Source organism: Streptosporangium sp. NPDC003464, from assembly GCF_053588315.1.
Genome location: NZ_JBSFPS010000423.1, coordinates 1 through 5,388, shown reverse-complemented (window position 1 = coordinate 5,388; position 5,388 = coordinate 1). Strand labels below are relative to the sequence as shown.

4 protein-coding genes are annotated in these 5,388 nt (G+C 73.6%); 2 read left to right on the top strand and 2 right to left on the bottom strand.

The window, feature by feature from the left end; all coding sequences use genetic code 11:
• Positions 1-171 precede the first annotated feature (171 nt).
• A complete protein-coding gene (locus ACWDS7_RS46190) occupies positions 172-1,740 on the bottom strand; it encodes an amidohydrolase (protein WP_451934467.1) in 1,569 nt (522 codons plus the stop codon).
• 109 nt (positions 1,741-1,849) lie between these two features.
• Here ACWDS7_RS46190 and ACWDS7_RS46185 point away from each other — a divergent pair, with 109 nt between their 5' ends.
• Both ACWDS7_RS46185 and ACWDS7_RS46180 read left to right on the top strand, forming a co-directional pair.
• Positions 1,850-2,725: a LysR family transcriptional regulator gene (locus tag ACWDS7_RS46185; RefSeq protein ID WP_451934466.1), complete on the top strand. Its 876-nt coding sequence runs from the start codon at positions 1,850-1,852 to the stop codon at positions 2,723-2,725.
• A 168-nt stretch (positions 2,726-2,893) separates the two neighbouring features.
• On the top strand, positions 2,894-4,075 hold the full coding sequence (locus tag ACWDS7_RS46180) for an amidase (RefSeq protein ID WP_451934465.1): 1,182 nt from the start codon (positions 2,894-2,896) through the stop codon (positions 4,073-4,075).
• A 3-nt stretch (positions 4,076-4,078) separates the two neighbouring features.
• Here the strand turns inward: ACWDS7_RS46180 and ACWDS7_RS46175 are convergent, their stop codons facing one another.
• A complete protein-coding gene (locus tag ACWDS7_RS46175; RefSeq protein WP_451934464.1) occupies positions 4,079-5,119 on the bottom strand; it encodes an Lrp/AsnC family transcriptional regulator in 1,041 nt (346 codons plus the stop codon).
• Between the last annotated feature and the right edge of the window lie 269 nt (positions 5,120-5,388).

Genomic DNA, 5,388 nt, shown 5'->3' with positions numbered 1-5,388 from the left:
GCCCGCGCTCAGCGCCTCCAGCGGCTGGCCCCGCATGGCGCTGTCCAGGCCGCTCTTGACCATCCGCGCCGCCGCCGTCGAGGGACTGGGCGCCGCAGGCCGCGGTGGCGGCCAGCAGCGCGCCGGCGGCGAGCGCGGTGAGAATCCGGGTGTTCAACGGGGGGTGCTCCTTCAGGATTGCTGCCAGCGGACTTCGCCGCCGACGACGGTGGTCATGACCTTGGTGCGCAGCAGCGCATCCGGTGACTCCACGAAGGGGTCGGTGTCCACCGCGATGAAGTCGGCGAGCTTGCCGGGCGCGAGGACACCCTTGAGGTCCTCCTCGCCCGCGGCGTAGGCCGCGCCGAGGGTGTGGGCGGTGAGGGCCTCGCTCATGCTCAGCCGCTGCTCGGGCTGCCAGCCGCCGGCGGGCGTGCCGTCGGCGCGGGTGCGGGTCACCGCGGCGTACAGCGCGGCGAAGGGGTTGGGGTGCTCGACCGGGGCGTCGGAGCCGAAGGCCAGCGCGACGCCGACGTTCAGCATCCCGCGCCAGGCGTAGGAGGCCAGCTCCTGCCCGGCCAGCAGGGAGTCGACCAGGTCGATGTCGCTGGTGCAGTGCACGGGCTGCATCGAGGCGGCGATGCCCAGCCTGGCCATCCTGGCCAGGTCGCCGGGCCGCAGGTGCTGGGCGTGCTCGATGCGGTGCCGCAGCCCCGCCGTGCGGCCGACGGCCTCGTAGGCGTCGATGACCAGGTGGTTGGCCTGGTCCCCGATGGCGTGCGTGGCCACCGCGATGCCGGCCCCCGCGGCCGCGCCGAACAGCCTGACCAGGTCCTCGTACGGCGTGACCGCGATGCCCACGTTGCCCTGCTGACCGGCGAAGGACTCGCTCATGTGGCAGGTGTGCGAACCCAGCGCCCCGTCGCTGAAGATCTTCACCGGCCCGGTGCGGAACCAGTCGTCGCCCTGCCCGGTACGGCGCCCCTCGGCGATGGCCGCCTCCAGATGGATCATCGGGATCGCCTTGTGCACGCGCAGCTTCAGCTCACCGGCCTCGCGCAGCTCCAGGTAGGCGGCCCGGCAGTCCTCGCCGTCGATGTCGTGCACGCTGGTCAGGCCGAGCGCGAGCAGCTCCTCCTGCCCGGCGCGCAACTGCTCGCGCAGGTCTGCGGAGACCATGAGGTCGCGCAGCGGGTAGGAGGCCGACTCGCGCAGGATGCCGGTGGGCTCCCCGCCCGGGTCCCGGACGATCTCACCGCCCACCGGGTCGGGAGTGCCGGCGTCGATGCCGGCCAGCCGCAGGGCCGCGGAGTTGGCCCACACCGTGTGGCCGTCCACGCTGGGCAGCGCGACCGGCAGCTCGGGGCAGACCGAGTCCAGCGCGTACCTGTCGGGCTGCGCCGGCGGATCCCAGGTGTTGCTGTTCCACCGGCCGCCGAACAGCCAGGCGCCCGGTCTCAGCCGCGCCGCGTGCGCGGCCACCTTGGCCAGCGCCTCCTCCAGGGAGCGCACCTCGCGCAGGTCCACCGCGTCCAGGCTCTGGGCGTACTGCGCGGTGTGGATGTGGGCGTCGTAGAACCCGGGGAGCACCGCGGCGCCCTCCAGGTCGATCAGCTCCGCCGCCCCGCCCGCGGCCTCGCGCACCCGCGCCTCCGTGCCGACGGCCAGCAGCCGCCCGCCGTCCACGGCCATGGCCTGGGCCAGCGGGTTGCCGCTGTCTCCGGTGCGGATGACGGCGTTTCGGTACACGCGGATGCTCATGTGACTCTCTAGGGCTCGAGTGACGGTGGCCATCACTGTAGGAGTGGCGAAAAGAAGTCGGAAGCGCTATAAACACGACATTTAGCAACCCTGAGAGCAAGGAACCCTAATGCTGAAGCCCGAGCACCTGCGCACCCTGCGTGAGGTCGTTCACCTGGGCTCCTTCGCCGCCGCCGCCAACCGGCTCGGCTACACCTCCTCAGCCGTCTCCCAGCAGATGGCCGCGCTGGAGCGGCAGATGGGAGTGAAGCTGTTCGACCGCTCCGCCCACAGCGTGCTGCCCACCGACGCCGCCGAAGTGCTGGCCAGGCACGCGGAGAGCGTGCTCATCGACATCGAGCGCATGGTCGCCACCGTCCAGGCCGTGCACAGGAACAGCGAGGGGCAGATCCACCTGGGCATCTTCCCCAGCTTCGCCGACGTGCTGACCGGCGTCCTGCGGCGGATGCAACCGCAGGAGCGCGCCGGCATCAGGGTCTCGGTCGCCGAGTCCTCCCAGCTCATCCCGCGTCTGGGCGCCGGCGGCGAGATGGACGCGGCGATCGTCTACCAGGTGGGCAACGCGGGCCTGTCATGGCCGTCGACGCTGGACCGGCGCTGGATCGCCGAGGACCGCTACAAGGTCGTCCTGCCCCGCAGCTGGCCCGACCTGGCGCCCTACCGGGCCGAGCAGCTCGCCGACCTGCCCTGGATCACGCACCACCCGGCCAGCAGCGACGCCTCCTTCTTCGACGGCGTGTTCGCCCGCTGGAGCCTGCACCCCCGGGTGGCCGGCCACTCCGACGACTTCAAGATCACAATAGCCATGATCGAGGCGGGGATGGGCGCGGCGTTCATCCCCGACCTCGCGCTGCGCGGGCACAGCCCGGACGTCGTGGTCGCCGACGTGCCGTGGCTGAACACCAGCCGCAGCATCTTCACCCTCATCCGCCCCGACCGCGAGACCGCCCGCCTGCGGTCCCTGCTGGACGCACTGGCGCTCTGACCGGTACGGCCCCGCGCCCGGTGACGGCGCCGGCCCCGCACTCGACGGGCAACGGCGGATCTGCCAGCATGTGCCGGATCATGGGCGCGGCCGGCGACGACCCCGTCGCGCCGGCCGTCACCGGCCGGCCCCACGTCGGCTGGGGCGGGCGTTAGGAGGTCCCTGACCGTGGAACACCAGGCGGCGATCGCCAGATCCGCCGAGGCCATCCGCCTGCACAGCGGGCACAACATCCTCATCGAGTCCGGCGCCGAGCCGGTCATCGACCGGCTCGCACGCCGCGACCGGCCGGTGCCCGCCACCCCGCCCGAGCTGTGGGCCTGGACGTTCGTGGTCAAGGACATGATCGATGTCGCCGGGCTCCGCACCACCCGCGGGTCCGCCCTGTACGGCGGCCAGGAGGCGCTGACCACCGCCCCCTGCGTCGAACTGCTGGAGCGCGCCGGGGCACTCCTGGTCGGCAAGGCCAACCAGCACGAGTTCGCCTGGGGCGTCACCAGTGAGAACCCGCACTGGGGGGATGTGCGCAACCCGCGCCACGGGCACCTGGCTCCCGGCGGGTCCAGCGGCGGCACGGCGGCGGCGCTGGCCGCCGGGATCGCCCGGATCGGCCTCGGCACGGACACCGGCGGCTCGGTGCGGATCCCGGCGGCCTGCTGCGGCGTGGTCGGGCTGCGCCCGAGGGTCGGCGCCCTGCCGGCCGAGGGGGTCGCGCCCCTCGCCCCGATGTTCGACGTGGTCGGGCCGATGGCCACCTCGGTCGCCGACTGCGCACGCGTGTGGCGGGTGCTCGGCGGACAGGCCGTCGAGCCGCCGAGCTCGCTGTCGGGACTGGTCGTCGGCGTCGCCGAGGGATGCGCGCAGGCCGGGGAGTTCGCCGACCTGGGCGCCACGGTCCGCGAGATCGCCCTGCCGTACGAGATCCTCGCCCCGTACTGGACGATCGTGGGCGCGCAGGCCCGGCGCACCCACGAGGCCACCTACCCGAGGAACGCCGCCGACTACAGCGCGGGCGTGCGGCGGAAGCTGGAGGACGCCGCCGGGATCGGCCACCGGGAGTACCGCCGGGCCGTCGAGCGGCTTTCGGCCCTCCGGGCCGGGTTCTCCGCGGAGATGTCCGGCCTCGACGTCCTGATCACACCGACGCTCGGCGGCCCCGCGCCTCGGGCCGGATGCGACGAGGCCGCCGTCCGCGGCGAGGTCGGCCGGCTCACCGCCGTCGTGTCCGCGCTCGGCCTGCCCGCGCTGGCCGTCGGAGACCTGCAGGTGGTGGGGCACAGTGAGGCCGACGTGCTGCGGGCCGGCCTGTGCTGGGAGGCCCGGGGAGGCGCGGTCCCCGTGCCGCGCTGAACCTCAGGGGCGCGGCGACAGGCTCCACGGATCCACCGCGACGACGCCCGTGCAGCGGCCGAGGCGGTCGAGGATCCGCCCGTAGAGCTTCGACTGCCGCAGGACGATCTGCCGGTCGACGACGCTCACGTACGGGAACCGCTCCTCAAGGCGCACCACCAGCGGGTGCAGGTCCCAGACGCCGTGCAGGCCGACGGTGAGGAGCAGGTTGCGGGCCCCCGCCAGCGCCGCGCACGTCCGCGTCTCCGGCCAGTCGAGCAGCGCCCGGCCCGTCTCCTCCAGCAGCCCGTCCGGCATCCGCAGCCACAGCACCGCCGAGGAGTGCCAGCCCGCGTGCGAGCGCGCCAGGTCGCAGCGGAAGTCGATGTCGCCGGTCGCCACCAGCCGTGACAGCCTGCGCTGCACCGTGCGTTCGGAGACGCCGACGGCCGCGGCCAGCTCGGAGTAACCGGCGCGGCCGTCGGCGAGCAGGGCCTTGAACAGCAGCCGGTCGACCTCGTCCATCGGCCTGGTGGACTCCGCCGGCCCGGCTCGCCTGGCCAGCGCCCCCGCCGACCGGGGCGGCAGCACGCGCAGCCGCCAGCGGCACGAGGCCTCGAAGACGCGCGTGGCGACATGGGTGCGCACCTTCGCCACGCCCGGCACCCGCGGCAGGTCCGTGAGCACGTAGTCCGCCAGTGCCGGCATCGACGCGGCGACGGCGATCACGAAAAGGTCGTGACCGGCGGCGACGTGCTGCACGGTGATGAGGTGCCCCGCCCTGGCGAGGGTGTCCGCGACCTCGACCGCCGCCCCGGCCGCGCAGTCGATCTCCAAGAACGCCATGCTCATCGCGTGCATCTGGCGCTGCCCCAGAGCGACGGTGGTCCATGCCTCCCCCGCGCTGTTCAGCCGCCGCCAGCGCCGCGCCGCCGTCACCGGGTCCGCGCCGGTCGCCGCCCCGATGTCGGCCCAGCTGGCCCGCGGGTTGATCTGGAGGGCGTCGATGAGTTCGAGGTCGGCCTCCGACAGCAACCGCTGGGGCTCGATGCCGGAATCCTGCACAACCGCTCCTCTGATGACGGATTGCTGCATCTGGACAGCGGGCTCACCTTATCCCTCGATCCTTGTGCCGGCGGCCGTCCCCGACCCCGGGCCCGCCTTCCGACCCGCCGCGAAGGAGAGGACGCTTTTCGATGGCTCGCTCCCGCGACCGCGACCTGATACCGGCCGGAGGGCGGGGCGTCGACCCCGGACCCGGCCGGCTGTACCCGGTGCGGTGCGGTGACGAGGTGTTCGCCGCGTTCTGCTCGATCCGCGAGGTCGCGGAGTTC

What these genes read in the sequence shown, in the direction of transcription:
- ACWDS7_RS46185 (WP_451934466.1), top strand. Translation starts at nt 1,850, where the DNA reads ATGCTGAAGCCCGAGCACCTGCGCACCCTGCGTGAGGTCGTTCACCTG.
- ACWDS7_RS46190 (WP_451934467.1), bottom strand. Translation starts at nt 1,740, where the DNA reads ATGAGCATCCGCGTGTACCGAAACGCCGTCATCCGCACCGGAGACAGC.